26 protein-coding genes are annotated in these 25,143 nt (G+C 63.3%); 17 read left to right on the top strand and 9 right to left on the bottom strand.

The genetic code is table 11. From position 1 onward, the window contains the following. Positions 1–44: 44 nt before the first annotated feature. The 5 genes from FJ942_RS05285 to FJ942_RS05265 all read right to left on the bottom strand — a co-directional run bounded on the left by FJ942_RS05285 (position 45) and on the right by FJ942_RS05265 (position 5,910). Positions 45–242: a hypothetical protein gene (locus tag FJ942_RS05285; protein ID WP_140496155.1), complete on the bottom strand. Its 198-nt coding sequence runs from the start codon at positions 240–242 to the stop codon at positions 45–47. A 173-nt stretch (positions 243–415) separates the two neighbouring features. Further along, a complete protein-coding gene (locus FJ942_RS05280) occupies positions 416–1,762 on the bottom strand; it encodes a sorbosone dehydrogenase family protein (RefSeq protein WP_140897316.1) in 1,347 nt (448 codons plus the stop codon). Beyond that, on the bottom strand, positions 1,749–2,207 hold the full coding sequence (locus tag FJ942_RS05275; RefSeq protein ID WP_140496157.1) for a DUF2231 domain-containing protein: 459 nt from the start codon (positions 2,205–2,207) through the stop codon (positions 1,749–1,751). Before FJ942_RS05275 ends, FJ942_RS05280 begins: the two co-directional genes overlap by 14 nt. Before the next feature lie 106 nt (positions 2,208–2,313). Continuing rightward, positions 2,314–3,504, bottom strand: coding sequence for an acetate/propionate family kinase (locus FJ942_RS05270; protein ID WP_348642130.1), 1,191 nt, complete (start codon positions 3,502–3,504; stop codon positions 2,314–2,316). An 18-nt stretch (positions 3,505–3,522) separates the two neighbouring features. Further along, complete coding sequence (locus FJ942_RS05265) at positions 3,523–5,910, bottom strand: phosphoketolase family protein (protein WP_140897402.1); 2,388 nt, start codon at positions 5,908–5,910, stop codon at positions 3,523–3,525. Positions 5,911–6,074: 164 nt separating this feature from the next. Here FJ942_RS05265 and FJ942_RS05260 point away from each other — a divergent pair, with 164 nt between their 5' ends. The 6 genes from FJ942_RS05260 (at position 6,075) to FJ942_RS05235 (ending at position 10,893) form a co-directional block, all read left to right on the top strand. Continuing rightward, positions 6,075–6,677, top strand: a complete 603-nt coding sequence (locus tag FJ942_RS05260; protein ID WP_140897315.1) for an alpha-ketoglutarate-dependent dioxygenase AlkB — start codon at positions 6,075–6,077, stop codon at positions 6,675–6,677. Positions 6,678–6,824: 147 nt separating this feature from the next. Continuing rightward, entirely contained in the window at positions 6,825–7,265 is a 441-nt protein-coding gene (locus FJ942_RS05255; protein ID WP_140496159.1) for a DUF2267 domain-containing protein, read from the top strand. A gap of 49 nt (positions 7,266–7,314) precedes the next feature. Then, a complete protein-coding gene (locus FJ942_RS05250) occupies positions 7,315–9,084 on the top strand; it encodes a thiamine pyrophosphate-dependent enzyme (protein WP_140897314.1) in 1,770 nt (589 codons plus the stop codon). 354 nt (positions 9,085–9,438) lie between these two features. Next, a complete protein-coding gene (locus tag FJ942_RS05245) occupies positions 9,439–9,903 on the top strand; it encodes an Hsp20 family protein (protein ID WP_140897313.1) in 465 nt (154 codons plus the stop codon). A 66-nt stretch (positions 9,904–9,969) separates the two neighbouring features. Next, positions 9,970–10,437, top strand: coding sequence for a hypothetical protein (locus FJ942_RS05240; protein WP_140556667.1), 468 nt, complete (start codon positions 9,970–9,972; stop codon positions 10,435–10,437). A 153-nt stretch (positions 10,438–10,590) separates the two neighbouring features. Further along, on the top strand, positions 10,591–10,893 hold the full coding sequence (locus FJ942_RS05235; protein ID WP_140496450.1) for a DUF982 domain-containing protein: 303 nt from the start codon (positions 10,591–10,593) through the stop codon (positions 10,891–10,893). A gap of 141 nt (positions 10,894–11,034) precedes the next feature. Here the strand turns inward: FJ942_RS05235 and FJ942_RS05230 are convergent, their stop codons facing one another. Genes FJ942_RS05230 through FJ942_RS05215 form a run of 4 tightly spaced genes read right to left on the bottom strand, consistent with a single transcriptional unit; the run spans position 11,035 to position 14,271 of the window. Beyond that, entirely contained in the window at positions 11,035–11,823 is a 789-nt protein-coding gene (locus tag FJ942_RS05230) for an SDR family oxidoreductase (RefSeq protein WP_140566314.1), read from the bottom strand. Positions 11,824–11,877: 54 nt separating this feature from the next. Continuing rightward, positions 11,878–12,213, bottom strand: coding sequence for a hypothetical protein (locus FJ942_RS05225; protein ID WP_140496164.1), 336 nt, complete (start codon positions 12,211–12,213; stop codon positions 11,878–11,880). Continuing rightward, complete coding sequence (locus tag FJ942_RS05220) at positions 12,213–13,079, bottom strand: DUF6772 family protein (RefSeq protein ID WP_140522704.1); 867 nt, start codon at positions 13,077–13,079, stop codon at positions 12,213–12,215. Before FJ942_RS05220 ends, FJ942_RS05225 begins: the two co-directional genes overlap by 1 nt. A gap of 52 nt (positions 13,080–13,131) precedes the next feature. Beyond that, the gene (locus FJ942_RS05215; protein WP_246679665.1) at positions 13,132–14,271 is read right to left on the bottom strand and encodes a mandelate racemase/muconate lactonizing enzyme family protein; all 1,140 of its coding nucleotides are present in this window, start codon (positions 14,269–14,271) and stop codon (positions 13,132–13,134) included. 133 nt (positions 14,272–14,404) lie between these two features. On the opposite strand from FJ942_RS05215, the gene FJ942_RS05210 reads away from it, so the two are divergent. From FJ942_RS05210 to FJ942_RS05160, 11 genes are all read left to right on the top strand, one after another. Continuing rightward, the gene (locus FJ942_RS05210) at positions 14,405–15,163 is read left to right on the top strand and encodes a FadR/GntR family transcriptional regulator (RefSeq protein WP_140513598.1); all 759 of its coding nucleotides are present in this window, start codon (positions 14,405–14,407) and stop codon (positions 15,161–15,163) included. Then, positions 15,160–15,948, top strand: a complete 789-nt coding sequence (locus FJ942_RS05205; protein WP_140632626.1) for an SDR family oxidoreductase — start codon at positions 15,160–15,162, stop codon at positions 15,946–15,948. The genes FJ942_RS05210 and FJ942_RS05205 overlap by 4 nt, the downstream gene beginning before the upstream one ends. 79 nt (positions 15,949–16,027) lie before the next feature. After that, positions 16,028–17,272 carry a sugar ABC transporter substrate-binding protein gene (locus FJ942_RS05200; protein WP_140496168.1) on the top strand — a complete coding sequence of 415 codons (1,245 nt, stop codon included), beginning with the start codon at positions 16,028–16,030 and terminating at the stop codon, positions 17,270–17,272. A 23-nt stretch (positions 17,273–17,295) separates the two neighbouring features. Then, entirely contained in the window at positions 17,296–18,216 is a 921-nt protein-coding gene (locus tag FJ942_RS05195; RefSeq protein ID WP_140496454.1) for a sugar ABC transporter permease, read from the top strand. Further along, positions 18,213–19,055 carry a carbohydrate ABC transporter permease gene (locus FJ942_RS05190; protein ID WP_140556658.1) on the top strand — a complete coding sequence of 281 codons (843 nt, stop codon included), beginning with the start codon at positions 18,213–18,215 and terminating at the stop codon, positions 19,053–19,055. The genes FJ942_RS05195 and FJ942_RS05190 overlap by 4 nt, the downstream gene beginning before the upstream one ends. 9 nt (positions 19,056–19,064) lie before the next feature. Continuing rightward, the gene (locus FJ942_RS05185) at positions 19,065–20,090 is read left to right on the top strand and encodes an ABC transporter ATP-binding protein (RefSeq protein WP_140897311.1); all 1,026 of its coding nucleotides are present in this window, start codon (positions 19,065–19,067) and stop codon (positions 20,088–20,090) included. A gap of 120 nt (positions 20,091–20,210) precedes the next feature. Further along, positions 20,211–21,674: a phosphatidylserine/phosphatidylglycerophosphate/cardiolipin synthase family protein gene (locus FJ942_RS05180; protein WP_140897310.1), complete on the top strand. Its 1,464-nt coding sequence runs from the start codon at positions 20,211–20,213 to the stop codon at positions 21,672–21,674. Positions 21,675–21,781: 107 nt separating this feature from the next. Beyond that, positions 21,782–22,582 (top strand): endonuclease/exonuclease/phosphatase family protein, encoded by an 801-nt coding sequence (locus FJ942_RS05175; protein WP_140513604.1) that lies wholly within the window; start codon positions 21,782–21,784, stop codon positions 22,580–22,582. Positions 22,583–22,694: 112 nt separating this feature from the next. Continuing rightward, positions 22,695–23,027 (top strand): hypothetical protein, encoded by a 333-nt coding sequence (locus FJ942_RS05170; protein ID WP_140496173.1) that lies wholly within the window; start codon positions 22,695–22,697, stop codon positions 23,025–23,027. A 125-nt stretch (positions 23,028–23,152) separates the two neighbouring features. Next, complete coding sequence (locus FJ942_RS05165) at positions 23,153–23,755, top strand: ANTAR domain-containing response regulator (RefSeq protein ID WP_140665783.1); 603 nt, start codon at positions 23,153–23,155, stop codon at positions 23,753–23,755. 2 nt (positions 23,756–23,757) lie between these two features. After that, positions 23,758–24,984, top strand: coding sequence for a CmpA/NrtA family ABC transporter substrate-binding protein (locus tag FJ942_RS05160; protein ID WP_181169826.1), 1,227 nt, complete (start codon positions 23,758–23,760; stop codon positions 24,982–24,984). The last annotated feature ends 159 nt before the right edge of the window (positions 24,985–25,143 follow it).

Raw genomic sequence — 25,143 nt, 5'->3', positions numbered from 1 at the left:
ATGTCATGATACGGAGCGAGCGTCAGCGCGCCTGGCTGAAATGCCTAGCGGTTTTTGTGGCTCTGTTGGCCCGCTCTTACATGTTGTTCGTGCGAGCCGCCCCGCATGTTGGAGCCGTCGCCCTGTTGCCGCTCATTGTTGCCTGCGGCCTGTTGCTGCTGGCGGTTCTTGTTTTCCGTGTTCTTGTGGCTCTGCTGGCCCGCCTTCACATGTTGCTCGTGGCTACCACCTTGATTGGGCATGGTAATTCTCCTTTCAATCCAACTTCGAGACGACGGTCGTCTCCCCCGGAGAATGCAGATTTCGGCGCCGACGTTCCCTCACGTAATATTTCGTGACATCCTGCCAAAGGGACGAAGGCGGACCGAGCTTGATGCCGACCGGCGGGAGAGCGACATGCCTGAAGCAGCGATCATCACCCCGAGGGTGTGACGCGCCACACTGTGTTTCCGACATCGTCCGCGATCAGCAGCGCTCCGGTTTTGTCGATGGCAACGCCGACCGGCCGACCACGCGCCTCCTCCTGGTCGTTGAGGAAACCTGTGACGACGTCTTGAGCCATGCCGCTGGGGCGGCCACCGCTGAACGACACGAAGACGACTTTGTAGCCATTCAGCCCGGGACGGTCCCAGCTGCCGTGCTCGCCGACAAAGGCGCCGCCCCGATATATCTGCGGCAGGCTGGTTCCGGTGTAGAAAGCCATGCCCAACGGTGCCACATGCGAACTCAGCGCATAATCGGGAACGATCGCCTTGGCGACCAGATCCGGGCGCTGCGGCATTACCCGGGGATCGACATGCTGGCCGTAATAGCTGTACGGCCAGCCGTAGAAGCCGCCGTCCTTCACCGATGTCATGTAGTCCGGCACTAGATTTGGTCCGAGTTCATCGCGCTCGTTGACGACAGTCCAGAGTGCTCCGGTCTGCGGCTCGAAGCTCAAGCCGTTCGGATTGCGCAATCCGCTGGCAAAAATGCGCGATCGTCCGGTGGCCCTGTCCACCTGCCAGATCGCGGCGCGGTCCTTTTCCGCGCCGATGCCGTTTTCGGTAATGTTGCTGTTCGAACCGACGCCGACATAGAGCAACGAACCGTCCGGGCTGGCGACGAGGCTTTTGGTCCAATGATGATCGATCGGACCGCCCGGCAATTCCGTCAACCTGACACCCGGCGCGGTGATCTTGGTGTCGCCTGGTTTGTAGGGGTAGCGCATGATCGCGTCGGTGTTGGCAACATAGAGGTCGTTTCCCACCAGGGCGACGCCGAAGGGCGAATTCAGGTGATCGAGGAACACATCCCGGACGTCAGGCACGCCGTCGCCATTGCTGTCACGCAGCAAGGTGATGCGGTTGCTCGGTCCCGTATCGCCGCCCGAGGTGACAAGCGATTCGATCAGGCCCATCACGATATCCTTCGGCCGTTTGGCTGGCGGTTCCGGCGGGGCCTTCGATTCGACGACCAGCACATCGCCGTTCGGCAGGATGTAGAGCGAGCGCGGATGCTGAAGCCCGGTCGCCAGCGCATGGATCTGCAGGCCCTGCGCTACCGTCGGCGTTTCGTCCTTCTTCCAACCGACGACGGATGCAAGATGCATCGGCGGGAACAGATATTGCTTTATCTCCGGCAAATTCGGGTTGGGGCCGATCTGAGTGCTTGGGTCGGCGGCGTCGTCGCTGCAGCCCGCGGCGCCGAGCGTGGCAAAGCAAAGGAACGCAAGCCCTGTACCATAAGCGCGTCGCTTGCCGGATCGATCAAACGGTTTCATCGGCCACTCCCACGTGGTGGCGGTAGACAAGGGCCCAGCCCAGCCAGCCGGTAAATATCAGGATGAGTACCACCAGCGCCGACAGGATCAGGCCTGTCGGCAGGACCGAGGTCCAGGCATCACGGGTATGTATGAGCATGTTGAAGAAGGAGAGTATGACCGCCAGCGCATTGCCCAGCATGTGCAGCCACGCAGTTTTATGTGCGCGCACCCGGCGATCGCCCAGGAAGTCGGTGAAGCCGGCAATGGCGGCTAGGACGCCGACGATCACCCCGACCGTCAGCAGCCAGGCGGAGAAATTCGCCCACATCATCTCCGCCGTCCGCCAGTAGTTCAGGTCCGTCAGCAATGCGCCGACGAAGCAGGCGATGGGAATGGGCACGAGCATCGGATGGATGGGATGGCCGGCGATGCTGGCCGTGGAAGCCGGATTCTCCCTTGCCATGAGGAAGTCCTTCCATATCAACTCTTGGTTGGCCCATAAACAATCCCCAAGGCCGGAGGTTCCTGCCTGATGGTCCCGGCGGGTCGCCGCGGACCGAGTTCAGCGGTCAGATCGGCACGGTCGCCAGCACCTGGCGAGCGATGATCAATTCTTCGTTAGTGGCGATTGCGTAAACATCGACCGCGCTGCCCTCGCCGGTGATCCGCCCTTTTCCCGACCGGTTTGCATTCGCGTCGAGCAACACGTCCAGCCATCGCAGGCGCTCGCAAACCGCTTCACGTATCTGCCAGGAATGCTCTCCGATCCCTCCCGTGAACACCAGCGCCTCGATACCCTGGAGCGTGGCTCCCATCGCCGCGATCTCGCGGGCGATCCGAAACGTGAAGAGATCGATCGCCTCCGCCGCACGAGGATCCTTGCTGCCAAGCAAGGTCCGCACATCTGCCGACACTCCCGAAACGCCGAGCAGGCCGGACTTGTGATAGAGCAAGGTCTCCAACTCTTTCACGGACATGCCGCGCGCCTGCTGAAGGTAGAGAAGCACGCCGGGGTCGATGGCGCCCGGCCGCGTGGCCATCATCAACCCGTCAAGCGCGGTGAACCCCATGGTGGTGTCGAGACTTCTGCCTTCGCGCATGGCGCACAGGCTGCATCCGCTGCCGAGATGCGCGACCACGCAACGCTTGCCCCGGAGTCCGGGCGAAAGCGCCTGCAGCTGGCCTGCGACGAATTCGTAGGAAAGGCCGTGGAAGCCGTAACGGCGGATCCCGCTTTCCTCGAACTCGCGCGGCAGCGCATAGCGGTTGACCGGCGGCTCCAGCGTGCGGTGAAAGGCGGTGTCGAAGCAACCGATCTGGGGTAGGCCGGGCAGCAGTTTGGAGATCGCACGAACCGGCGCCAGGCCGGCCGGCTGGTGGAGCGGTGCCATCGGCGTCAGCGCGTCGAGCGCCTCGACGATCTCGCCGGTCAGCAGGACCGGAGTCGAAAACCGCTTGCCACCATGGACGATGCGATGGCCGACCGCGCTCAGCGGAGCCTGCGCAAGATACGGATCGAGAACATCGAACAAGTCCCGCAGGAGAACCTCTACGGGCGGGCTTGCGGGCTTGACGGCGCGTTTGAAGATGGATTTGCCCGACGCGTCCTTGGCGACGAGGCTTGGCTCGTCATCCAGGTCTTCGAACGCACCGCTCACCGTGAGCACCGGCCCCTCCTGTGATCCGGCTTCGAACAGGCCGAACTTCAGGCTGGACGAGCCTGCATTGAGGGCGAGTATTGCGCTGGTCACGAGCGGCACTCCCCGGCGGGCACAGCCTTAACCATCCGCCGCGCCCGCTTTGTCGCGCCAGGCCCAGTTCCGGATCTCGGGCATGTCCTCGCCATGTTCGCGAACATAGCGCGTGTGCTCGTTCAGGCCGTCGGCAAATCGGGCCCTCGCATCGGCTGCCCTGGCGCTCAGCCCCGGCACCCGGTCGATCGCCTCGATGGCTAGGTGAAAACGGTCCAGTTCGTTGAGCACCGCCATGTCGAAGGGCGTGGTCGTCGTGCCCTCTTCTTTGTAGCCGCGAACGTGGAAGTTGTCGTGATTGGCCCGTTTGTAGGTCAGCCGGTGAATGAGATAGGGATAGCCGTGGTAGGCGAAGACCACCGGTCTGCCGGTCGTGAACAGCCTGTCGAATTCCGCGTCCGCCAGGCCGTGGGGGTGCTGCTCCTTGGGTTGCAGCGCCATCAGGTCCATTACGTTGACGACGCGTATGGCGAGATCCGGTATCGCCTGGCGAAGAAGGTCGACAGCCGCGAGCGTCTCCAGCGTCGGCACGTCTCCCGCGCAGGCCATCACCACGTCGGGACCCTCTTCTCCACGCTCGGTTCCCGCCCAATCCCAGATCCCGATGCCGGCCTCGCAATGACGTATGGCGTCGTCCATCGGCAGCCACTGGGAAGCCGGCTGCTTGCCGGCAACGATCACGTTGACCCGATTGTAGGTTCGCAGGCAGTGATCCGTGACCCAGAGCAGCGTATTGGCATCCGGCGGGAAGTAGATGCGCACGATGTCCGCCTTCTTGTTGGCGACGAGATCGACGAAGCCGGGATCCTGGTGGCTGAAACCATTGTGGTCCTGCCTCCACACATGGGAGGTCAACAGATAGTTGAGCGACGCGATCGGCCGCCGCCAGACAAGTTCACGCGAGACCTTCAGCCATTTGGCGTGCTGGTTGAACATGGAATCGACTATGTGGATGAACGCCTCGTAGCATGAGAAGAGGCCGTGCCGGCCGGTCAGCAGGTATCCTTCCAGCCAGCCTTGGCAAAGATGTTCGCTCAGCACCTCCATGACGCGGCCGTCGCGCGCCAGATGCTCGTCATAAGGCTCGATCTTTTCCATCCAGACGCGCTCGGTCGCGTCGAAGACCGCATCCAGCCTGTTGGACGATGTCTCGTCCGGTCCCATGAGCCTGAAATTGCGGGCATCGGCATTCAGCCGTATGACCTCCTCGATGAACGCTCCCATGAGCTTCGTCGCCTCGGCCCTTGCGCCGCCGGGTTTCGGGACCGCGACCCCGAAGTGGCGGAAATCCGGCAATCGCAACTCCTGCTTGAGCATCCCTCCATTGGCATGTGGATTGCTGCCCATGCGCCGCTCGCCGTCCGGCGCCAGGGCCTGTAGCTCGTTTCGAAACCTGCCCGCTTCATCGAAAAGCGTCTCGGGCCGATAGCCGCGCATCCAATTTTCCAGAGCTGCGAGATGGCCTGCATCGTTTCGCGGGTCGGTGATCGGCACCTGGTGCGCGCGCCAGAAACCCTCGACCTTCTTGCCATCCAGCTCCTTCGGGCCGGTCCAGCCCTTCGGGCTTCTCAGCACGATCATCGGCCAGCGGGGCCGATGATCCACTCTGCCGGTCTCGCGCGCTTCCTTCTGGATTTCATCGATCCGATCGAAGACAGTATCGAGCGTTTCGGCCATCAGCCGGTGCATCGCCCGCGGTTCGTCGCCTTCGACGAAAAAAGGTTCATAGCCATATCCAGTCAGCAAGCTTCGCAACTCCTGCGCGTCGATCCGGGCGAGCACCGTCGGATTCGCGATCTTGTAGCCGTTGAGATGAAGGATCGGCAGGACAGCGCCGTCATGGACCGGATTGAGGAATTTGTTCGAATGCCAGGAGGCTGCCAGCGCCCCCGTTTCCGCCTCGCCGTCGCCGATCACGCAGGCCACGACGAGGTCCGGGTTGTCAAACGCGGCGCCATAGGCGTGAGCCAGCGCATAGCCGAGTTCGCCGCCCTCATGGATCGACCCCGGCGTTTCCGCGGCGGCATGGCTCGGGATGCCGCCCGGAAAGGAGAATTGGCGAAAGAGCTTGCGCAGCCCATCCTCGTCGCGACTGACCTCGGGATAGATTTCGCTGTAGGTCCCTTCGAGATAGGTATTGGCGACCATCCCCGGTCCACCATGGCCTGGGCCGCAAATGTAGATCACGTCGGCATCACGCTGCCTGATGATGCGATTGAGATGGACGTAGATGAAATTCAGCCCGGGCGTGGTCCCCCAGTGGCCAAGCAGGCGAGGTTTGATGTGCTCCGGCCGCAACGGCTCCTTCAGCAGCGGATTGTCGATCAGATAGATCTGTCCGACCGACAGAAAATTCGCCGCCCGCCAATAACGGTCGATGAGATCGAGCTCTCCTTGTTCAGGCCGGCTACGCATTGCCCGCACGAGTTTCTCCTTGGCAAAGCTGGTTGAAATACGATGCGTGCCGCCCGCATTGAATAATCCGACAGCGAAGTCGAGGTTCCCATCAAATGCGAGCCGCCCCACGCAGCCGGCCGGGGAAATCTTGCCTCAGCCGCGGATTTCACCATCTAAAGGCGATGCCATCGCCCCGATCCAGCAATCCCACGGACCCTCGCCAGGACGACCTCTTTGGTGCGCCCGACAGCTTACCGGAAGGATTTCGTTACCGGCCCGAACTGATCACGCCGGCGCAGGAAGCTGAACTGGTGCGGGAGCTCGAGAGCCTGTCCTTCCAGCCATTCGATTTCCACGGCTATCTCGCCAACAGGCGCGTGGCAGGCTTCGGCCTGCGCTACGACTATGAGCGGCGCCAGGTGATGGAGGCGCCACCCATACCAGGTTTCTTGCTGCCCTTGAGGGACAAGGTAGCCGGCTTTTCCGGCCTGCCTGCCGCCGATTTCGTGCAGGTCCTGATCAACGAATATCGACCGGGCGCCGGCATCGGATGGCATCGCGACAAGCCGCACTTCGGCATTGTCGCCGGAGTGTCGCTGTTGGCTGCTTGCAGTTTCCGCCTGCGCCGCAGGAACGGTGCGAAATGGGACCGCGAAACCGTCACGGTCGAGCCGAGATCCGCATATCTGATGGCGGGCGCCTCCCGGACCGAGTGGGAGCACAGCATACCGCCGATGAAAGAGCATCGCTATTCGATCACGTTGCGGACGCTCCGGCCGTTGTGATTGTCGGACAGCGACTGCGACAGCCGGTGCAGCGTCTCGCGTAAACTGCCGAAGCGAAGAAATTTCGGCCGGGCATGAAACTTTCCCTGCCACCGATGGTTTTGCCGACGGGTTTTGCGGGTGAGCGATTCGATTGAGGAGGCGGCGATGAGCGCTACCGGACTCGAGATTTTCGACAAGACCACCCAAACCACCAACGTCTGGCTGGACGAGATCATGGCCGACCACGGACAGGATCGCCAGTTCGCTTGGCACCTGCTCGGCGTCGTCCTGCGCACCGTCAGGGACCGGCTGCCGGTCGACATGGCTTCGCATCTTGGAGCGCAGTTGCCGCTGCTCGTGCGCGGCACCTACTATGAGCAGTTCGAGCCGTCACGCATGCCGCAAAAGAGCCGTTCCCTGGAAGAGTTTCTCGGCCCCGTTGAGCAGGGCATGGACGATACGCGTCCCGTCGACCCGAAAGCTGCGGTTCAATCGGTCTTCAAAGTCCTCTTTCATCATATCGACCCCGGCCAGATCAGAAAGGTCCGCGCCTCGCTGCCTGCGGACGTACGGCAGCTCTGTCCCGATCCCGATACGAAACACTGAACCTCCTCTCGGTTCGAGAGGCCGGCGTGCTCAATAAAGGAAATCCGCCATGCCCAATGCCGCCGAAATCCTCGTCGACACGCTGATCAACTGGAAAGTGGAGGTCGTCTTCGGCCTGCCGGGCGACGGCATAAACGGCATCATGGAGGCGTTGCGCACCCGTCAGGACCGCATCCGGTTCGTCCAGGTCAGGCACGAGGAATCTGCCGCCTTCATGGCGTGCGCCTATGCCAAATGGACCGGCAGGCTGGGCGTCTGCCTGGCCACCTCGGGACCGGGGGGCACACACCTCCTTACCGGGCTCTATGACGCCAAGCTCGACCAGGCTCCCGTGCTTGCCATCACCGGCATGCAGTTCCACGACCTTATCGAGACTTTTACGCAGCAGGACGTCGACCTGACCCGCGCCTTCAACGACGTAGCGATCTTCAACGCACAGGTCTCCGATGCCGCCCATATGGAAAACCTGGCCGGTCTCGCCTGCCGCTCGGCCCTTGCCCGGCGCGGCGTCGCCCATCTGTCGATTGCCAGCGATGTACAGGAAAACGAGTTGCCCGAGGCGGACCGCTCGAAGCGAAACCGGCCCTCGCACACCCCCGATCGATGGTTCGAAGGCAGCCGGCTTCCGGCTGCCGACCAGCTCGACCAGGCGGTTGAGATTCTCAATGCAGCGAAAAAAGTCGCTATCCTGGCCGGACGCGGCGCACTCGGCGCGCGCGAAGAACTTGAACGCGCGTCGGACCTGCTCGCGGCGCCCGTCGCCAAGGCGCTGCTCGGCAAAGCCGTGCTGCCCGACGACCATCCGAATACGACCGGGGGCATCGGCATTCTCGGCACCCGCGCCTCGCAGGATGCGCTGAGCGAATGCGACGCCCTGCTGATCATCGGATCGACCTTCCCCTACATCGAATACTATCCTGAACCCGGCAAGGCGCGCGGCGTCCAGATCGACCGTGACGCGCAGAGGATCGGCCTGCGGTATCCCGTCGAGGCAGGGCTCGTAGGCGATGCCGCCGAAACCTTGCGTCTTCTCAACGAACGCCTCGAGCGCAAGAGCGACCGCTCCTTCCTGGGAAAGGCGCGGCAGGAAATGACCCGCTGGCGCGATGCAATGGCATTATCCGAAGCCAAGCCGGATGTGCCGCTGAAGCCGCAACTCGTGGTCAAGGCATTCGGCAGGCGTATGCCTGAGAACGCGATCCTGGCAGCCGATTCAGGACAGAATACCGAGATGGCTGCCAGGCACATCGACATGAAGGCCGGACAGGCATTCGGGGTTTCTGGAGCGCTCGCCTCTATGGCCTGCGGCCTTCCCTATGCGATTGCCGCCGGCATTGCCTTTCCGGGGCGCCCTATCTTCGCAGTGGTCGGCGATGGTGGACTGGCCATGCAACTCGGCGAATTCTCGACCGCGGTCCGGCACGGCATTCCGCTCAAGGTCCTAGTGCTCAAGAACGGCATGCTGAACCAGATCGCCTGGGAGCAGATGATGTTCCTTGGCAATCCGCAATTCGGCTGCGAGCTGCAGCCCATCGATTTCGCCATGGCAGCCGAGGCCATGGGCGGCATCGGCTACAGCGTCTCGCGGCCGGAAGAGGTCGAGGGCGTGCTTGAGGCGGCCTTCGCCACGCAGGGACCGGTGATCATCGAGGCCGTCGTGGACGCCTATGAGCCAATGATGCCGCCCAGGATGCCACCGGATTATGCGAGGAATTTCCGCAAGGCGCTGCCGGACACGCCTGGACACGACCAGATCGAGGACAATGTCGGCGAGGAGCCGCTGAAGTCCATGATGAACGAAGTTTCCGAGGAAGCGTAGGCACAGCCGATCTCGCCCCACGTCCGCGACGGATGGCGGTGTGCGCGGCGACACTGCATAGGGATACTTCTACCGAGTCCGTGGGATCGGTATCGGCGCCCCGACCATCGCGGAAGTCTCGGGCCATGTACCGCTTCGGGGCAGATCCTGCTGTTGCAAGAGTGAAAGGGTCGTGCGGCAGAACTACCGCAAGCCACTGTTCTTGCATGGCAACTTAGCATCAAAAAATTTTTGGGACCCCTCTTGAAGAGATTTCTGGCCGTTCCCAGATCGTTTCGCGTCGAGGCTTCGGCTCGATGAAAAAGGCGTCGCGACACCTGCGGCGTCCCATGTTGCTTTTCGGAGGATATGGATATGAGAAGCGTGGATTTTGCACCCCTTTACCGCACGACGGTCGGCTTCGACCGTCTTTTCGACATGCTCGACAGCAGCATTCGCTCGGACTGGCCTCCCTACAACATTGAAAAGAAGAATGAGAACAATTACCGCATCACCATGGCGGTAGCAGGCTACGACCTGGACGAGCTCGAACTCGTGCAGAACGGCGCCGAACTGTGCGTTACCGGACGCAAGAAGCCAGATCCAGAGCAGCGGCAAGTTCTCCACCAAGGCCTTGCGATAGGTAATTTCAGACAGGCCTTCAGGCTGGCCGACCACGTAGGGGTGAAGGCTGCGACGCTGAACTGCGGTTTGCTCGCCATCGAGCTCGTGCGTGAGGTGCCCGAGGAACTCAAGCCGCGTCGCATCGAGATTGGCGTCCGCGACCCTGAAAATATAACGAAGTCGATAAGCCAGGATGTGTCGCGCAAGGCGGCCTAGAATGTCGCAACAACCTGCGGTCCGCCTCCCGGCAACGCCGGGAAGCCAAGATTGCGGAGAACGGAGATGAGAAGCGAAGCTGATATCTTTCTTCAAGCCGGCACAAGAAAACCGACCCGCATCGACGTCTCGCCGGTGCCGAAAAACCCCGGCGACGTTCTCAACTGCTCAACCATGAGCCTTGAGGCGAAGCGTGCCTTGCTTGCCTCATGGGCCTCGGACGCGCATGCGGTTGACGACGCTCCGTCGCTGCGCAGGCTGGATGACGGCTCGGTCATGAATGTGGATGAGATCCTTCGCGCGCTGAAGGCACTGGATGAGCGCGAGCAAGGGCATCCGCCGCACAGGGCGGCGTCTCGGTCCCAGCGGCGTTCTTTCGGCCGCTTCCGTCGAGGGAGTTGGTCCCGCTGGATCGCGGGCATCCGAGGTGAAGACGATGATGACGATCCACCTCCGAGCCCGGTCTGCGCGGCGATCCCGCCGAGGGCAGGTGGTGGCGGGGCATTTTCCCTGCCGGAACCTGAAGCAGCCTAGAGCAATCCCGAGAAAAGCGCATACCGCTTTTTCCCTGGAAATTACGTGGAAACAGACGGTTAGAGCAGTTCGGCGTCTCGTGAAACGATGAACTGCCCGAATGAAGGGGTTGGGTCCAACCCCTCAAAAGCATCCAGCCAATGGAGGAAGTTCATGAATGACAAAATGTTCGAGCAGCCTGTTCTGGTGAAGAACGGGGATTTCATGATCGAGGAAGTAGCGTGCCTCGAAGATGCATTCGAGTTTCTGCAGAATTGGCCCCGGAACCGCAGAGGCCCGATTTTCGAAACCGCCCTGCGCGCGTGTCAACGCGCCTATGACGGCCATGTCCCAGCCTCGCTGGCACGCGATGCTTTTGCCGGCTTTGCGCGCTCGGCCAGGATCCTTGAAGACGTCTCGACCTCCATACCCTGGATGGCGGGGATCAAGACGGGCAGAGGCGGCATTTCCGCCTGAGGAGAACGTTCGCCGAACCTTCGGTTTCAAGTATGTCAGGTTCCGAGCAAAGTCATGGAGAGCGCCTAATTCCGTAGGTCGTGCCGCCGGCAGGGTGCGGTGACCGGTGCTAACGCCGGTCACCATGCTTGGCGGTGCCGGTCAGCGGAACATCGAGCCGCCATCAACGTCGAGCGCCGCGCCATAGACGAAGCTCGCGGCGTCCGAGCAAAGGAATAGGATCGCGGCGGCCATGTCGTCGGGCCGGCCCATGCGGCGCATCGGCAAATTGGCCGCGATGCGGTCCTTGAGAGCCTGGTCGATATGGGAATGCATCGGCGAATCGGTCGGCCCCGGATTGAGGGCGTTGATGCGCACCTTCTTTCCCGCCAATTCGCGCGCAACCGACTTCACCAGCGACAGCGTGCCGGCCTTGGACGCCGCATAGGCGGTGTCGGCGATGAGCCCGCCGCCGCCATGCACACCGGCGTCGGAGGCCACGCACACGATATTCCCCCCGCCGGCATTGCCTTGCATGCGCTGCACCGCCCCCTGGACGGTGAAGAAGGTGCCCAGCAGATTGACGCCGAGGACGCGCTGCCAGTGCGCCCAATCCTGCTCCGCGATTCTCTTGGCAGTAATGATCGCCGCGCAGGTCACGACGTTGTCGAGCCGCGCCAGCTTGGCGTCGCAATAGTCGAACATGCGCGCGATGCTGTCGGGGTCGCCCATGTCGGCCACCACCTTGTGCGGTGGTGTCCCGGCCGTTCCGCTCAATTCGTCATGGCGCTTCGCCAACCCCTCGGTATCGCGGTCGCACATCACGACCTCGGCGCCCTTGGAGAGAAAGGCACGGGCGGTCTCGAAACCCATGCCGCTCGCGGCACCGGTCACCAGCACGGTCTTGCCAGCAAAACTGTCCTGGGCAAACGTCGCATAGGGGCCCATCATGATGTCTCCGTGAACAGTAAGGGTTGGCCGGCGGCAAGGTTTGGCACGGCGTGTTCAGGCCTTCAGGTGCAGCGTCACGAGCACGCTGCACTCCGCGCCGCTGTCGAAACGCGCCGCGACGCGCAGCCAGTTGCCAAAATGGCTAAGCCGCGCCATTGCCATGCCGTCGCGCTCGGCCGGCATGACAAACTCGGTGCCTTCGCGCAGCCAGTGCATTCCATCCGGCGAGATCTCGATCCACGCCGTTGCCGCAGGGCCGACAGGTTGCTTCAACGCGCGCACGAAGAAGATCGCCTCGCGCGCCCATCCTGCCTCGTAAGGCTCGCTGGCGGCCTCGCCGCGCCAGCGCTCGTTGCGCGAGACGACCGCGGTGATGTTCTCGGGCAGCATCAGAAGTCTCCGGAAATGCAGATGGAATCGACATAGAGGAAGGCCCGTTTGGCAACGTCGGTTTCAGCGAAGAGGCCGAAATTGAGCATGCACCACAGGTTCTTCATCGCCGGAATGCGGATCGAATCGAATCCCGAGAGATCGAAGCTGCGATCGTTGCAGCGCAGCCCGAGCGCCGTCATCGATTCCAGATCGAAATCGAAGCACAGATAAGTCCAGTTCACCTTGGTGGGGATCTCGTTGTAGCACAGGCGCTGCGATCCGCCGGGAAGGTCGAGCCATCCCTCCGGCGACAGGTGATAGTGGCTGATCGTCTTGTCGTCGCTGCCGATCGGGATGATCTTCTCGGTCTCGCGCTTGTATTGCCATTTTTGCAAGTGCTGGCCGTCGAGCGCGTTCAAAAAGCGCAGATGCGGCATGACCCGATCGCTGTTGCCATCCTGGTCTCCGCCCTGCAGGTCGAAGAGGAAGCCGACGGAGCGCACATCGGTTTCGGACAGCTTCAGCGCATTAGCTTCGGGCTTGAAGGTGAAATACATTTCGAAGCGGATCGGTCCGCGCTTCCTGAATGTGTGGCGTTTGATGGCGACGTTGCGGGCTCCCGGCGCGGGACGTGTCGCAACCTTCAACGCATAGGATGAATCCATCCCCCCGTGTGAGCCGGCGTCCCAGTGCGCGAGCGTCGACAGCATGGCGCTGGTATGTTGCGCGTAGCCCGGCAGCATGGTGTCCAGATCGTCCTCATAGTTGCCGACAAGCTGCGACCAGCCGCAATGGCCGCGCGCGAAATCGTCGAACGACAATATCCGCGGCAGCGGGTCGAAGCGGCTGAGCGCGGGGTCCGCGCGCAACAACGCCAGCCGCATCGCCTCGGCGAGGTCAGCGCCCTGGTTTGGAACCTGGTTCTTCATCTCGGCCTCATCCGGCTTTCAGTTTCTTGACGGCGTCCCAGTCGATCTCTATGCCGAGCCCCGGTTTCTGCGGGACGTCCAGCGTGCCGTTCTTCTGCCTGACGCAACCGGGCGCGAGATCGGCCAGACTGGTCTTGAACGGGCTGGCGTCGCACTCGCACTCCATGACGCCGAAATTCGGCATCGCGGCTGCCAGATGGACGCTTGCGGTCTCGCAGACGATGCCCGACATGCCGATATGCGGCGCGTAGCGGACATCATGCGCCGCGGCGTAGTCGGCCATGCGACGCGTCTCGGAGATGCCGCCCGCGCGCGCCACGTCGGGCTGCAGCACGGACAACGTCCGGTTGGCGATCAGGCGCTGCGCCTGGTCCAACGTGAAATTGCTCTCGCCCGCGGCCAGCGGCACGTCGCAGCGCCGGCGCAGTTCCTCATAACCCTGCTCGTTTTCCGGTTGCAGCGGCTCCTCAAACCAGAAATAGCCGTTTGCCGAAAGCGCACGACCTACCTCGACCGCCTCGTCCAGATTGTAGGCCCAGTTCGCATCGACGCAGAGCCCGATCGCATCGCCGGCGCGCTTGCGGATGCGCTCGATCCGTTTGCAGGCTTCGCGCACGGGCCGCGCCATCTTAACCTTGATGCGCGTAAAGCCCTCGCCGAGATAACGATCGAGTTCAGCGTCGGCGGCATCGTCGTCGACCCAGTTGACCGCGGCGGCATAGACGTCGATGCGGTCGCGTCCGACACCGCCGAGAAGCTTCGCGATCGGCTGCCCGGTCGCCTTGCCCAATATATCCCATAGCGCGATGTCCACGCCGGCGATGGCCTCGATCAGCACGCCGCCCGCCCTGCCCGAAAGCACGCGGCGCATGGACTGCCATAGGGCGCCGATGTTGCGCGCGTCCTGGCCGAGCAGGCGCGGCTTGAGCGAGCTTTCGATCAGCTCGACATAAGCCTTGGGCGAGAACCGCGCCAGGGTTTCGCCTACGCCGACAATGCCCTCGCTCGTGCGCACTTCGACCAGGACCAGCGAGACCTTTTCATAGACGCCCCAGGACGTGACCGTGGGCCGGGGCAATGTCTGGCTGAGGGGATGGGCAATCACCTCGGCAATCTTCAGCGGCCCCGCCGCGATTGGATCGCTCACGTGCATCGGCTCCAGATTTCTCCCTTGGTCCTCTCGCACCGCCTTCATAGCTTTCACTTGTAAACTTAGCAACCAAAAAACTTAGTTGCTATGTTCGGGAAAACCGTGCTAGTGAGCTCTGAAAGGATTCCGAATGCCCCTGGACGAAGCACGCAAGCCGATTTTCTCCGCGAAACTCGCGAGCCCTTCCCGCCTCGCGGACGGCGTCTCGGATGCGATCGCCGCGGCGTTGTTCGACGGACGCATCGCGCCTGGCGAAGCGCTGCCGCCGGAAGGCGAGATCGCCCGGGAATTCGGCGTCTCCAAGCCCATCGCACGCGAGGCGCTGCGCCAGTTGACCAGCGCCGGCCTCGTTTCGACGCAGCAAGGAAAAGTTGCCCGCGCCAAGGCACTCAGCGGGGAGCCGATGGAGCGCATCTACGCCTATGCGGTCCGTTCGAGCCTGACGCGGCTTCAGGAAGCCAACGAGATGCGCCGCGTCATCGAGGTTGGCATAGCCAGGCTGGCCGCCGAGCGCCGCGATCCGCGCGGCCTGGAAATGATGCGCCAGGCCGTGCTCGACATGCACGCCGGCATCGGCAGGCCTGGCGATTTCACGCAAGCCGACATTCTGTTCCACCTCGGCCTCGCGACGGCCACGGGCAACTCCATGATCCGTATTCAGATGGAAGGGATGCGGTCTGTCCAACGCGAGGTTTCTGAACTGTTCTCCCAGCGCTCCAACCGCACGGAAGCGGATTGGCGGGCGACCGTCGAACGGCACCAGGCGATCTACGACGCGATCATGGCGGGCGACACCGATCTCGCGGACCGGCGCATTCACGAGCATTTCGACGCGGCCGATATCGCCTCGTTCGAGGTGGCCGGCAAGCTCGGGGAGCCGTCGCCGTGAGCAAGGACCGTTTTTCCCTTGCCGGACGGCGGGCGCTGGTGACCGGCGCCAGCTCCGGCATCGGGCGCGCGGTTGCGATCGCCCTGGCGCAGCATGGTGCCAGCGTCGCGCTGCATCACTTCGGCGACGCCGCCGGCGCGCGCGAAACGGCTGCCGCCATCGGCCCGGGCACCGCGGTTCTCGAGGCCGATTTCACCGATAGCAAGTCAATGTCGGCCTTTACCGACGAAGCCGCCGGCGCCGGGCCCATCGACATCCTCGTCTCGAACGGCGCGATCGAGCGGCGCCGTGCATGGAGCGAGATCGACGAAGCGCATATCCAGGCCCATGTGGCGGCAAACTTCACGGCCCTGCTCACCTTGGCCACGCGGTTCGTTCCCGCCATGGCCAAGCGCGGATGGGGACGCGTGGTCGCGACCGGCAGCGTGATGGCGAGGCGTCCGCGCGCGGAAACGATCGTCTATGCCTCGCTGAAGGCGGCGCAACTTACGGCGGTGCGCGCCCTGGCGCGCGAGGTTGCGCCGCATGGCGTCACCATGAATGTGGTATCGCCCGGCGCGATCGAGACGGAGGCAACGGCCGAGCGCTACCGGGACGCCGCCTTTCGCCAAGCGGTCGCCGCGAAGATTCCCGCCGGCCGCCACGGCCAGGCCGACGACCTCGTCGGCGCCTTCGTTTTTCTGTGCAGCGACGCCGCCGGCTACATTACCGGGGCTGACCTGCCCGTTGACGGCGGTTGGACGATCGGCGACGCGCCCGGCGCGCTGCCGGGGACAACGGCATGACAAGTCGCCGCCGCCTGCCGGCCCGTTCGTTGCGCGCCCGCAGTTGTTGATTGGACCATCGGCGTTTCGGGAGGAAACCATGAAGACCGCAATCAAGCTTGCACTATCGACCTTGGCGCTGTGCGCCCTGTCGGCGCACTCGCTGGCCCAGGAACTCCGAGTGACCGTGTGGACGGGCAGCGAGGCCCACCTCAAGATGCTGAACGGCATCGCCCAGGGCTTCATCGCCAAGCATCCGGGCGTCACGGTGAAATTCGAGACCGTTCCGGTCGCCGACTACACGCAGAAGCTCACTTTCCAGGTCGCCGGGGGCAACGCCCCCGACATCGCCTGGATGATGGAGGATGCCGCACCCGCCTTCGAGAACGCCGGGCTGCTGATGGACATCGGCCCGACGCTCAAGGCGACCGAGGGATACAATTTCGACGATTTCTCCCAGCCCGCCATGGCGCTCTGGCAGAAGGACGGCAAGGTCTACGGCGTGCCCTTCTCCACCTCGCCTTTCCTGATCTACTACAACAAGGACATGTTCGACAAAGCAGGTGTCGAAGATCCCAACCAGCTCGCCGCGAAGGGCGAGTGGAACATGCAGAAATTCCAGGAGGTCGCCAAGAAGATCACCGAGGCCAATCCCGGCAAATGGGGCTTCGAATTCAAGGATGGCGAAGGTTACGCATCGCGTATGACGCACGCCTTGCTGCCGCCCGTGCGCGCTTACGGCGGTGATCTGTGGGCCGACGGCCAGTGCGGCCTCGACAAGCCTGAAGCGGTGGCTGCCATCAAGCAGCTCCATGATATGGTGTTCAAGGACAGGTCGATCGTGCCGCCGGGAGAGCAGGGCGACTACTTCTCCGGCAATTCGGCGATGACCGTGAACCAGATCTCGCGAGCCTCGAAGATGCCCGAGGCAGGCTTCAAATGGGGCATCGCCCCCTTGCCTTCGGGACCCGCCGGCGAAGCTCCGGTCATCGGCCAGGCCGCGCTGACAGTCTTTGCGTCCGGCAAGAACAAGGAGCTTGCCGCGCAACTGGTGGCCGACATGACCAGCAAGGACAATGTGGCTGTCATGGCCCAGTTCTTTCCGCCGGCCCGCAAGAGCGTCCTGGAGAGCGACGCCTTCGTCAACTCCAACAAGCTGATCCCGCCCGAGCAGATGAAAAGCGTCGCCGCAGCGATCGTCAACGGCCGCGTTCACCCTTCGCATGAGCATGTGCCGCAGATATTCGCCGCGATGGCGCCGCGCGTCGACGCGCTGTGGCGGGCCGACGCCAATGTCGAAGAGGCGCTGAAGGGCGTCTGCGCCGCCATTCAGCCATTGCTCTGACAGGATTTCGGTTCATGGCCGGCATGGCATCCCGGGACAATGCGGCGCGCCCTGCCAGCGCGCCGTGGCTGAGCTTGAAGGCCAGGGAGATGCTGGAGGCATGGCTGTTCGTCAGCCCGACCTTGATCGGCTTCCTGGTCTTCTTCCTTGGGCCGCTGGTCGCCATCTTCTATTATTCGACGACCGAGTGGAACCTGCTCAGCCAGCAGGCGACCTTCGTCGGGCTTCGCAATTTCCAGAATGCGCTGCTGGAGAACCCCGACTTCTGGCATGTCGTGCGCAATTCCGTGATCTTCGCGCTGGGGCTCGTTCCCCTGAACATGGCGCTGGCGCTCTCCCTCGCGCTGGCGCTTTCGCGGCCGTTCTTCGGTGTCGTCTTCTTTCGCACGGTCTTCTTCGCGCCGGTGGTCACATCGGCAATCGCCTGGGCCATCGTCTGGAAATTCATGCTGCAGGGCGAAGGCGGCGCCGTGAACCAGATGCTCGCCTGGATCGGCATCGATGGCCCGAATTGGTTGCGCGAGCCCAACTGGGCGATGGCGGCCGTCATCGTCACCCGAGTCATCAAGATGGTCGGCCTCAACATGATCCTCTACATCGCCGCGCTCCAATCGATACCGCGCGACTACGAGGAGGCAGCGGCGCTGGAAGGCGCCTCGCGCTGGCAGGTCTTTCGCATGATCACCTGGCCGCTGCTCGCGCCGACGACGCTGGTCATCATGGTTCTGACGACGATCGGCTCGTTCAAGGTGTTCGACCACATCTACCAGATGACCGGCGGCGGCCCGGAAAACGGCACCCTGGTGCTGGCCTTCTACATCTATCAGCAAGGCTTCAAATTCTTCAACGTCGGCTACGCGGCCGCGCTGGCCCTGATCATGTTCGTCATCGTGATGGCGCTCACCCTCGTGCAGGTGATGTTGCGGCGGAAGGAGATGGAGTGACCCAGCGCCGGACCGAGATTCTCTATCGCATCTGCTGGACCATGGCGCTGCTGCTTTTGGCCGTGCCCTTCGTGTTCCCGTTCCTGTGGATGATTTCCGGCGGCTTCAAGAGCACCACCGAAATCTTCGGCGCGCCGACCTTGATTCCCCGCGTCTGGCGCTTCGAGAACTTCGCGGAAGTGTTCACCTATCAGCCCTTCGCGCGGCAGTATTTAAACTCGCTCTACATCGCCGCGACGGTGACGGTGCTGACCCTGTCCATCGCCTCGCTCGCGGGCTACGCGCTGGCGCGCATCCGCTTTGCCGGCGCCGGGCTGTTGATGCTGTTCCTGGTGATGGCGCTGATGGTGCCGGAAGAGGTCACCATCATCCCTAACTTCTTCCTGATCCGCGCCATGGGCCTGATCGACACGCACTGGCCGCTCATCCTTCTGCCGGTCTTCGGCCCGCAGGGCGTGGTGGCGACCTTCCTGATGCGTCAGTTCTTCCTGGCGCTGCCCAGGGAACTCGAAGAAGCCGGCAAGATGGATGGCCTGTCGCGGTTCGGAGTCTGGTTGAAGATCGCCCTGCCCATGGCGCGGCCGGCGCTCGCCGCGGTTGCTATCATCACCTTCCTGCATTCGTGGAACCTCTTCCTCGAGCCGCTGATCTTCCTCAGTTCGCTCGAAAAATTCACGCTGCCGCTGGCGCTGTCCAACTTCAACGACAGCTACGGCCTGCCCTTGTGGAATCTGCAATTGGCGGCGACCAGCCTGGCCGTGGTTCCCATCCTCATCATCTATCTGATCGCCCAGCGCCAGATCATCGAGAGCTTCGCCCTCTCCGGCGTCAAGGGATAAGGGGGAGTCATGACAAAGCTTCTGCTCAAGGACATCCGCAAGCGGTTCGGAACGGTCGAGGTCATCCGTGGCGTCGATCTCGAGATCGAGGATGGCGAGTTCGTCGTCTTCGTCGGCCCGTCGGGATGCGGGAAGTCGACGCTCTTGCGGCTGATCTCCGGCCTCGAGCATCTCAGCGAGGGCGAACTCCACATTGGCGGCCGTCTGGTCAATGAGGTTCCGGCGGCCAGGCGCGGCGTGGCCATGGTGTTCCAGTCCTACGCGCTCTACCCTCACCTGACCGTCCGCGACAATATGGGCTTCGGCCTCAAGGTCCGCAAAGTGCCGGCCGGCGAGCGAGCCCGGCGCGTCTCGGAGGCCGCCGCGACGCTGAAGCTCGAGCCATTGCTCGACCGTTTCCCGCGTCAGCTATCGGGCGGGCAGCGCCAGCGCGTGGCCATCGGCCGCGCCATCGTCGCCAATCCCGACGTCTTCCTTTTCGACGAGCCGCTTTCGAACCTCGACGCCGAACTGCGTGTGCACATGCGCTCCGAGATCGCGGCGCTCCACCAGCGCCTGTCGACGACGATGATCTACGTGACGCACGATCAGATCGAGGCCATGACGCTTGCCGACAAGATCGTCGTGTTGCGCGACGGAAGGATCGAACAGGTCGGCTCACCGCGCGAGCTCTACGACAGCCCCCGAACCATTTTCGTCGCCCAGTTCATCGGCAGCCCGAAGATGAACATCCTGCCGCTCGCCGATGGGCGGCCAATCACCCACGGGGCGTCCGTGCCTGCGGCGGCCGTCTCGATCGGCGTTCGGCCCGAGCACCTGTCGCTGGCCCAGCCTTCGTCCGCCACGCTGCGCGGCAAGGTAAAGCTTGCCGAATACACTGGCGCCGTCACGCTCATCCACGTGGAATTGGACGCGGGCCAGACTTGTCTTGTCATCCACAATCAAGGAACGGCGCCCGAGATCGGCGCCGAGATCGGCCTGGACGCAGCCCCGACGAACCTGCACTTCTTCGACGGCGAGGGCCGCGCGGTCTGACGCGATCAGGAATGGCCAGCGCGTAGCCGGCGTGCGGACGCGATAACCCGCGGAAGCATGAGAACGGGCGAATGACCCGCCGCATTGCCTTCTGTACCCGCTCGCTGGATAGTTCCGGCCATGCTGCAGAGCCTGACGACTCACTGGCCTCAAATCCTGGCGATCATCTCGGTGATGATCGCGAGCGTTGGCATTGCCCATGCCGTCATGACCAAGGAGGACGTCCGGGCCGCCACCGGCTGGGTCGGCGTGATGGTGCTGTCGCCGATCCTGGGGGTGCTGATCTATGCCGTGGCCGGCATCAACCGCATCCGTCGCGCCTCGATCAGCGCACAGCGCTCGCTTGCCGGCGATCTGGCGTCCGCCAGGCACGACCGCGACATTGCCGCCGAGGAGGCCCTGATCATCGAACGATACGGGCCGCGCTTCATCGGCCTCAGGACGCTGGGCGACAGGGTCGCGCGGCGCGCGCTTCATCCGGGAAACGCCATCACGGTCCTGGAAACAGGCGACGAAGCCTATACCGCGATGTGCGCGGCCATCGACGGCGCCGAACGCAGCGTCCTGCTCGAAACCTATATTTTCGACAATGACCCCGTCGGCCTGCTCTTCGTGGAATCCCTTGCCCGGGCCGTCCGGCGCGGCGTCAGCGTGCGCGTGCTGATCGACGCCGTAGGCGCCCGCTATTCCGTGCCCAGCATATTGGGCCACCTGCGCGGCGCCGACGTCACCGCCGGGCTCTTCAACGGCAACATCGTCATGGGCCTGCACCTGCCCTATGCCAATCTGAGGACCCACCGGAAGATCCTGGTGGTCGACGGTACGGTTGCCTTTACCGGCGGCATGAACATTCGCAAGGGCTTTTCCGCCGAGTTTGCCGGCTCCAACAGTTCCAGGGACACGCATTTTCGCGTGACCGGTCCAGTGGTAGCCGACCTCTTTTCGGTTGCCGCCGAAGATTGGCGTTTCGCCAGCAACGAGGCGCTGAAGGGCGATGCCTGGCGAATTGCCCCGCTGTCGCCGGCGCCCGCCACGCCCATGCTGGTGCGGGCGGTCGCGTCCGGCCCGGACGCCAGCGTCGAGACCAATCACAAGCTGCTGATCGGCGCCTTCTCCGTCGCGCGCAAATCGATCCGCCTCATGTCGCCCTATTTCCTGCCGGACCGCGAACTGATCAGCGCCCTGACGACTGCGGCAAGACGCGGTGTCGAAATCGACATCGTGGTGCCGGCGGTGAACAATCTTTTCCTTGTCGACCGTGCGATGACGGCGCAGTTCGACCAGGTTCTGAAGCACTATTGCCGCGTCTGGCGCACGGAAGGACCTTTCGACCATTCGAAGCTGCTTTCGATCGATGGTGCATGGGCCTATATCGGGTCTTCCAACCTGGACGCCAGGTCGCTACGGCTCAATTTCGAGATCGACCTGGAGGTACTCGACGCCGGCTTCGCCAGCGAGGTCGAAAAGCGGGTCGCGGCGGCGATCGAGACGGCCGTCCCTGTCACACTGGAAGTATTGCGGGCGCGGCCATTCGTCATCCGTCTGTTCGATCGCATCCTGTGGCTGGGCTCGCCCTATCTTTAACAAAAGGACGTGTTTGCCAGATAGCTTGAAATCGATGATGGAACAGATGCCGAAAGGTTCTATTCTTTGAGGTGCATGGTGCAAGCAGCAGGAATGGCGGGCAAACGATGCGGGTGAACGGGCGCAGCCTGCCGGCAAGCATGCTTTTGTCCATTCGCGACAAGCGGATGCGGAAGGCCAATGCCACGTCTACGAACAAGGCTGACGCCACCGGAACGCTGGTCGCCTCCTACAATGTCCACAAATGCATCGGCGTCGACCGCAAATTCGATCCCGACCGCACCAGCCGCGTCATCCGCGAGATCGACCCGGATGTCATCGCCCTGCAGGAAGCGGACAATCGTTTCGGCGACCGGACCGGACTTCTCGACCTGTCCCGGCTCGAACTGGAAACCGGCCTGGTGCCGGTGCCGATTTCGGCAACCGGCAAGGGCCATGGCTGGCACGGCAACGTCTTGCTTTTCAAAAAGGGTGTCGTGCGCGACGTGCATCAGATCAGGCTTCCCGGGCTGGAACCGCGTGGCGCTCTGGTGGCGGAAATCGACCTCGACGGAAGCCAGTCCCTGCGCGTCATCGCGGCGCATTTGGGCCTGCTGCGCCGTTCGCGGTCGCAGCAGGCACAGGTCGTCCTGGATATCATGAACAGCCCCGACGAGAAGCCGACGCTGCTGCTCGGCGACCTCAACGAATGGCGCCTCGGAAACCGCTCCGCGCTGAACACGCTGCATCTGACGTTTGGACCGTTGCCGCCGGCTGTTCCCACCTTCCCCTCGAATCTGCCACTGCTGGCGCTCGACCGCATCATGGCCAACCGGCACGGAATGATCGCGGCCGTCGAAGCGCATGACACGCCGTTGTCGCGGGTCGCCTCCGACCATCTGCCGCTGACCGCCTTTGTCCGCCTGTAGCCACGCGCCGATAACGCCTTGATGTCGACCGCGTTGGAAAGCGTGTAGGGCGGTATCGGAACGGCGGCTCCTTTTGCGAGTTGATATGGCTTGGACAACAGGAGGACGAGACATGAGAAGCTTTTTCCTGGCCTCGATGATGGCGTTGGCCGCTTCGGCTTCCGTCATTGCGCCGACGCAGGCCGCGAGCGTCACCATCCAGTCCGGCGACGAGCCCCAGTATTCGCCCGACGACGACTATGACAATGGCGAGGTCGTCGTGCGCCGCCATCACGATCGCCAGCGTTATATCGACAATCGCTATAACGACGACGAGGACAGCGATGTTCGTTACAGCGACCGCGAATACCGCCGCTACCATCGTCACCACCGCTGCCACATCGAGTTGGTGAAACACTGGCGCCACCATCACAGGGTGATCGAAGAGGTTCGTGTCTGCACCTGACCCGAGGATCGCTGAAGTGCATCTGCGTGGCCTGATTGCAATGCGGTAAGCTGCGGCCACGCCCCTTCCGCTGCACTGGCTATGCCGCATTGCACAATTCCGCGACCTTGCCCACAATGCGGGGCATGGTCCTATCCTCCCTAGCCGTCCTGGTGATCGACGAAAACCGTATCCGCGCCTCGATCATCGAGGCGGGACTGCGCGAGGCCGGCCATCAGCGGGTGACCGTCGTCCATGACGTGGCGGGCATTGCGCGCCGCATCGCCGAGATCGAACCCGACGTGATTGTCATCGACCTCGAAAACCCCAACCGCGACATGCTGGAGAACATGTTCCAGCTGTCGCGCGCGGTGAAGCGCCCGATCGCCATGTTCGTCGACCGTTCCGACAAGGCCTCTATCGAGGCCGCGGTCGATGCCGGCGTGTCCGCCTATGTCGTCGATGGCCTCAGACAGGAACGCGTGAAGCCGATCCTCGACATGGCCGTCAGCCGCTTCAACGCCTTTTCGCGCATGGCACGCGAACTGGAGGAAGCGCGCAGCGAACTCGAGAACCGCAAGGTCATCGACCGCGCCAAGGGGATATTGATGAAATCGCGGGGTCTGAGCGAAGACGCGGCCTACACGCTGCTGCGCAAGACGGCGATGAACCAGAACCGCAAGATCAGCGACATCGCCCATAGCCTGGTGACGACAGCCGGGCTGCTCGGGCCGCTGGAGGATGAATGAGCATGACAGCTGCGCATCAGATCACCGCCGGCTTCATGCCCCTGTTCGACAGCGCCGTGCTGGTCGCGGCCGGCGAAATGGGCTTTGCCGCGCGCGAAGGCGTCGATCTCGTCCTCCACCGCGAAACCTCCTGGGCCAACATCCGCGACCGCATCGCCATTGGCCATTTCGACCTTGCCCATATGCTTGGGCCGATGCCGCTCGCCTGCAACCTCGGGCTCACGCCGCTGGCATCCGAGACGATCGTGCCCTATTCGCTCGGCCTCGGCGGCAATTGCGTCACCATCTCCAACGCCGTCTGGGAAGGCATGGCGGCGCACGGCGCCGTATCGGATCTCGATCCGGCCCGCGCCGGCGCGGCGCTCGGCGCGTTTATCCGCGAACGCGCGGCGGCCGGCCGCGACCCGCTGCGCTTTGCCGTCGTGCATCCGCATTCCGGGCACAATTACGAACTGCGCTATTGGCTCGCCGCCTGCGGCATCGACCCCGACGGTGAGATCGAGATCGTCATCGTGCCGCCGCCCTTCATGGCCGACGCGCTGGCCGCCGGCCGCATCGACGGCTATTGCGTCGGCGAGCCCTGGAACAGCGCCTCCGTCTCGGCCGGCACCGGCCATATCGTCACCGTCAAGGCGCTGCTGTGGCGCAACAGCCCCGAAAAGGTAATCGGCGCGCGCAAGGCTTGGGCCGAAGCGCAGCCGGAGGCGCTGGCGGCGCTGCTCAGGGCATTGCACCACTCCGCCCGCTGGTGCCAGGACCCGGCCAATCGAGGCGAACTGGCGGCATTGATGGCGCAGCCCGGCTTCCTGGGCCAGTCCACCGAGATCCAGATGCCGGTCCTGACCGGACATCTCCGCCTCGGCAGCGGCGCCGAGCGGAACGTCGAGGACTTCTTCGTTCCGTTCGACAAGGCGGCGAACTTTCCCTGGAAGAGCCATGCGCTGTGGTTCTACACCCAGATGGTGCGCTGGGGCGATATCGCGCACACGCCTGAAAACCTCGCCGTCGCCCGCGACTGCTACCGGCCCGACCTCTATCGGGCGGCGCTGAAGCCGCTCGGCGTGGCGCTGCCGGGCGCCAATGCCAAGGTCGAGGGGGCGTTGAAGATCGCAACGCCCGTCGGCTCGGCCGGGGCAAGCCTGGTGCTCGGCCCCGACGGTTTCTTCGACGGCCGCATCTTCGATCCGGACCAGATCGACGCTTATATCGGGGCGCAGCGGCCAGGGTGATCATTTCCGCGCCGTTCTTGTGCATTGCACAAAATTTATGCGGACTGATCGCATAGCTGACCAATGTTTGGCCTTGTCACCTGGTGGCCGGATCTGCCCGTGAATCGGCTATTCAGCTGAATTCATTCGAAATTCCTTTCTAAGGCGAGACTGGCACGG

Source organism: Mesorhizobium sp. B2-4-2, assembly GCF_006442845.1.
Taxonomy (GTDB): domain Bacteria; phylum Pseudomonadota; class Alphaproteobacteria; order Rhizobiales; family Rhizobiaceae; genus Mesorhizobium.
The sequence above is the reverse complement of the archived record's forward strand: the minus strand, read 5'-3'. Positions and strand labels throughout refer to the sequence as shown.

What these genes read in the sequence shown, in the direction of transcription:
- FJ942_RS05160 (WP_181169826.1), top strand. Translation starts at nt 23,758, where the DNA reads ATGACAGCTGCGCATCAGATCACCGCCGGCTTCATGCCCCTGTTCGAC.
- FJ942_RS05260 (WP_140897315.1), top strand. Translation starts at nt 6,075, where the DNA reads ATGCCATCGCCCCGATCCAGCAATCCCACGGACCCTCGCCAGGACGAC.
- FJ942_RS05165 (WP_140665783.1), top strand. Translation starts at nt 23,153, where the DNA reads ATGGTCCTATCCTCCCTAGCCGTCCTGGTGATCGACGAAAACCGTATC.
- FJ942_RS05225 (WP_140496164.1), bottom strand. Translation starts at nt 12,213, where the DNA reads ATGCTGCCCGAGAACATCACCGCGGTCGTCTCGCGCAACGAGCGCTGG.
- FJ942_RS05255 (WP_140496159.1), top strand. Translation starts at nt 6,825, where the DNA reads ATGAGCGCTACCGGACTCGAGATTTTCGACAAGACCACCCAAACCACC.
- FJ942_RS05240 (WP_140556667.1), top strand. Translation starts at nt 9,970, where the DNA reads ATGAGAAGCGAAGCTGATATCTTTCTTCAAGCCGGCACAAGAAAACCG.
- FJ942_RS05195 (WP_140496454.1), top strand. Translation starts at nt 17,296, where the DNA reads ATGGCATCCCGGGACAATGCGGCGCGCCCTGCCAGCGCGCCGTGGCTG.
- FJ942_RS05170 (WP_140496173.1), top strand. Translation starts at nt 22,695, where the DNA reads ATGAGAAGCTTTTTCCTGGCCTCGATGATGGCGTTGGCCGCTTCGGCT.
- FJ942_RS05175 (WP_140513604.1), top strand. Translation starts at nt 21,782, where the DNA reads ATGCGGGTGAACGGGCGCAGCCTGCCGGCAAGCATGCTTTTGTCCATT.
- FJ942_RS05265 (WP_140897402.1), bottom strand. Translation starts at nt 5,910, where the DNA reads ATGCGTAGCCGGCCTGAACAAGGAGAGCTCGATCTCATCGACCGTTAT.
- FJ942_RS05250 (WP_140897314.1), top strand. Translation starts at nt 7,315, where the DNA reads ATGCCCAATGCCGCCGAAATCCTCGTCGACACGCTGATCAACTGGAAA.
- FJ942_RS05220 (WP_140522704.1), bottom strand. Translation starts at nt 13,079, where the DNA reads ATGCGGCTGGCGTTGTTGCGCGCGGACCCCGCGCTCAGCCGCTTCGAC.
- FJ942_RS05285 (WP_140496155.1), bottom strand. Translation starts at nt 242, where the DNA reads ATGCCCAATCAAGGTGGTAGCCACGAGCAACATGTGAAGGCGGGCCAG.
- FJ942_RS05235 (WP_140496450.1), top strand. Translation starts at nt 10,591, where the DNA reads ATGAATGACAAAATGTTCGAGCAGCCTGTTCTGGTGAAGAACGGGGAT.
- FJ942_RS05230 (WP_140566314.1), bottom strand. Translation starts at nt 11,823, where the DNA reads ATGATGGGCCCCTATGCGACGTTTGCCCAGGACAGTTTTGCTGGCAAG.
- FJ942_RS05210 (WP_140513598.1), top strand. Translation starts at nt 14,405, where the DNA reads ATGCCCCTGGACGAAGCACGCAAGCCGATTTTCTCCGCGAAACTCGCG.
- FJ942_RS05280 (WP_140897316.1), bottom strand. Translation starts at nt 1,762, where the DNA reads ATGAAACCGTTTGATCGATCCGGCAAGCGACGCGCTTATGGTACAGGG.
- FJ942_RS05275 (WP_140496157.1), bottom strand. Translation starts at nt 2,207, where the DNA reads ATGGCAAGGGAGAATCCGGCTTCCACGGCCAGCATCGCCGGCCATCCC.
- FJ942_RS05180 (WP_140897310.1), top strand. Translation starts at nt 20,211, where the DNA reads ATGCTGCAGAGCCTGACGACTCACTGGCCTCAAATCCTGGCGATCATC.
- FJ942_RS05200 (WP_140496168.1), top strand. Translation starts at nt 16,028, where the DNA reads ATGAAGACCGCAATCAAGCTTGCACTATCGACCTTGGCGCTGTGCGCC.
- FJ942_RS05245 (WP_140897313.1), top strand. Translation starts at nt 9,439, where the DNA reads ATGAGAAGCGTGGATTTTGCACCCCTTTACCGCACGACGGTCGGCTTC.
- FJ942_RS05185 (WP_140897311.1), top strand. Translation starts at nt 19,065, where the DNA reads ATGACAAAGCTTCTGCTCAAGGACATCCGCAAGCGGTTCGGAACGGTC.